Below are 3712 nucleotides of genomic sequence, written 5' to 3'. Positions count from 1 at the left end.
TCTCGATCTTCGGCGGCGGCGGCGGAGGGGGCGGCGGCGGTTCGCTGATCACCGACACTTCCACTTTCTGCTGGATCACCTTGACCACCCCCTGGGCCAGGCCTGTCACCAGCGCGTAGATCAGCGCGGCGTGGAACAGGACGACGCCCGCCAGACCGGCGAATCGTCGCCGGGGCGGTGGCCCTCCCACTCCTTTGGCTGCAATGCTTGTCATATGGATTACCCATTCCTTCAATAAAACCGGCAGACTCGGCCGGACCGGCATTCAGATCCGGCCAGAGCTGCCAACCTGTCGCGCGGGCGGGGTGGGATCACCGCCCCGCCATCGCATTCCCTGCGCATAAAAACCTGCGCCGTCATGACAGAATGCTATAGCTGTGGACTAAATACAATAGCCAAAGCTAGAGTTTGTATGACGCTTTCAAGAAATAGGCTCGGCCCACCGGGTCAGCGAGAATCGGATCAAATCCTTTCTGGAAGAACTTGTTCTGATTACTGAAGGGAGGCTCCTGATCAAACAGATTCTTCACCCCCGCCGTCACGCTCAGCTTCTTCTTCCATAGATAGGTGGAAGACAGGTTCCAGTTGGAATACGGCTTGACGCTATGCGTCGCCTTATAGTCGGTGTAACCGGACACATAGTTCTGAGCGAGCAATGCGCTCCAATCGCCGAAAGACCAGCCGAATCCCAGCGAATGCTTCCAGCGGACCACCGGCTGCAGACCATTGTTCCATTGGCTCAAACGCGAGTAGTACACCCCTCCCGCCTCCACCTGCTGAACGAACTTGGAGGTATAGGTCCCATCCAGGTTAATGGTGAAATTACCAAGACGGCTCTTAGGCAAGCGCCAGGAAAACGAGGTGTCCAAACCCGCCGCGCTCAGATTGCCCAAGTTCTCAGTCGGGGTGGCAACATAGTCGAGCTTGGAATACGGGTCATTCGGATTCACCCGGACAAAGCGGTCGGCATATTTGACCGGATCGTTGAAGATCAGATCATTGTCCAGCACGCCGATCACTTTATTGATGGTGGTCCACCAGAAATCGACGCTGGCGGTAATCTCCTTGATCGGCTCGATCACCACGCCGAAGGTGAGGGAAGTGGCGCGCTCCGGCTGCAGATTGCGATTGCCGCCTTGTTTGGCGAAGAAGGTTGTGCCGCAATCCGTCTTGTCCCCGCCATTGGCCGGCGTTCCATTCGGGCAACGCACCGGGTCGTTCAGGTCGTTGCCATTGGTATAGGTTTTGGCGTCCGGCTGAAAAATGTCGAACAGCGAAGGCGCGCGGAATCCCCTGCTCGCGGAGCCGCGGAACATGATTTGCGACGCCGGCTGGTACTTGAATGCAACCTTGGGATTGAAAGCTTTGCCGAAATCGCTGTACTTGTCGTACCGGGCCGCCAACTGCACGTCCAACCCTTTTATGACAGGTACTTCCGCCTCAAGATACAACGCCGAGATATTGCGGCTGCCCTTGGTTGACTTGGAATCGGCGATGCCCGATCCGATCGCGTACTGGGCCAGGTCCTGAATCTGGCTATCCAGCTTCTCGTGACGCAGTTCGCCGCCGATAGCCGCCGCGACATTCCCCGCCGGCAAGGCAAAGATCTCCTTGCTGGCTTTGAAGTCCGCCAACGCGGTTTCATATTTCGAAATCCAGCCATCCCCTTTCAATTCGACGCTTTCCCATGCGCCGGCCGGAGAATCGCCAAACGGATTGATCTGATCAGCCAACAGCGCCTGTTCTATCTTGTCGCTGTTTACATAACCGCTCTTGTAATTGATGGTGGTTTGGTTCGATGAATACGCGGCGCCGGTACGATAATCCCAACCGCCGATCAGCCCTTCCAGATTCACGGCCAACCGCTGCGTGTCGGAAATGCTCTTGGTCGCCCTGGGACCGAGAGGGTCGCTGCGCAGATTCAACACCGCCGTCGCCCCCGGCGTCACCGGCGAGCCATCCGGCAGCACTGTCGGGAAGTACTTGTTGACGCCGGCGGTCAGCGTGGCGACGGATTGCATCGGCGTAGGCCCAATGCGCGTGGTGCTGATGTTTCGGGCCCCCAGATACTGCGCCGTCAGCATATGGTCGCCAAACTGCTTGCTGACTTTGCCATTGGCGGTGAATTGCTCCACCTCCGGCGTCAGGTCCATGAACAGCCAAGTCTTCTCGCCGCAGCTGGTCGCATCCCTGGGCGTGGAGTACGGAGGGCGGCAATTCGGCATGGCCATGTTGTAAACATTGCCGTCGCCGGGATTGCCTTTGGATTGATACAGGAAGTTGGCTGGATAGGTGGTGCTGCTCAAAGACTGATTCTTGGTCGCGAATTCGCGATCCACCGTGCGAATCGCCTTGCTCTTCTGATATGACAAAACGCCGTAAGCGTTCCAGCCATCTTTCGCCAAGTCGCCCACGCCGCCCAATACGCTCACATTCGCGGAATCGCCGCCCTTGTGCTGAGGGCTCAGCGCTTCGCCGGAAATGGTCAGCCCTTGATAGCTTTTCTTGGTAATAAAATTCATCACCCCGCCGATGGCGTCGCTGCCGTACAGCGCGGAAGCGCCGTCGCGCAGCACCTCGATCCGGTCGATGGCCGACAGGGGAATGGCGTTCAGGTCCGTCGCGATGCCGGAAATCGCCTGATTGGCGACTCGGCGGCCATCCAGCAACACCAAGGTATATTGCGGATCGAAGCCCCGCAGGCCGGCGTATGACGCGCCGCCGCTGACCGACTGGACGGAAGATGCGCCAACCAGGCTGGACTGGTTGCTGGCCAACGAATTGACCACTTGCTCCACCGTGGTGAAGCCTTGCTTGGTCATTTCCTCGGTGCGCACGATCGTCACCGGCAGCGCTTTCTCCTGCTTGATGCTGCGTTTGATGTTGGAACCAGTCACTTCCACCCGATCCAACTCTCCCGAAGGCGCGCCGTCGGCGGCCCATGCGACAGACGCGTTGACGCCTATGCCCGCCATGGCCAAAGCCACAGCCAGCTGCTTCTTTTTCATCACGGAACTCTCCTTTGTTCTTTATCCGTATCTCGTCCGCCAGTTCTTCGGCTGGCGTGACGGCACTTGAGCCATGCACATCGCATGAAATCGCTCTGGATTCGAGTGTGGGAAGAGTTCCGACAAACCGTCAATATCCGTAACAATTCGTCATTAAGTACAGATCATCCTTATTCGCCGTGCGCAGGTGCGCAATTTTCTGCTTCAAATCGCCAAAAAATGACGACGGCATCAAAGCGAAAACCCATATCCGGCAAAGCATTCAGCCCACAGCCCACATTTGGCTTTCCCATGGGCCACCGGCCTGTCTCATACCTATCTGACAATGTCGTTTTTATGTAAAAAATGTTGCATTTACACAAATCACTGAAAGAAATTGTCAAAACTAGAAGTCTTCACAGAGCCAGGTGATGAGAAATATTCATAGGATTGATGCAAAAACAGAAAGCGGGCTTGACCCTGAATGATCTCGCGATAAAAAAAGCCGGCCCTCTGGGCCGGCTTGTCCTGCATCGCGTCTTCCGCGCTACGCCGGCGCCAGCGCCGGACTCCAGCCCTGCGGAATCGCCCCCAGCAGCTTTTTGGTGTAGCCGTCCTGCGGCTCGCGGTAGATCACGTCCGCGTCCGCCTGCTCCACCACCCTGCCCTTGTTCATCACCAGCACCTGGTCCGAGATGTGCTTCACCACCGCCAGATCATGCGAG

Annotated in this window: 1 protein-coding gene and 1 pseudogene; both read right to left on the bottom strand. The window is 57.3% G+C overall.

The genetic code is table 11. The features are described from left to right. Positions 1 to 214, bottom strand: a pseudogene (locus ACX17K_RS21925) (hypothetical protein); the annotation flags it as partial. A gap of 187 nt (positions 215 to 401) precedes the next feature. Further along, a complete protein-coding gene (locus ACX17K_RS21920; protein ID WP_493776423.1) occupies positions 402 to 3008 on the bottom strand; it encodes a TonB-dependent receptor plug domain-containing protein in 2607 nt (868 codons plus the stop codon). Positions 3009 to 3712 lie beyond the last annotated feature (704 nt).

The organism is Chromobacterium sp. INPA-IVC (assembly GCF_059047085.1).
Note: the sequence above shows the minus strand (reverse complement) of the source record. Positions and strands in the feature narration are given on the sequence as shown.

What these genes read in the sequence shown, in the direction of transcription:
- ACX17K_RS21920 (WP_493776423.1), bottom strand. Translation starts at nt 3,008, where the DNA reads ATGAAAAAGAAGCAGCTGGCTGTGGCTTTGGCCATGGCGGGCATAGGC.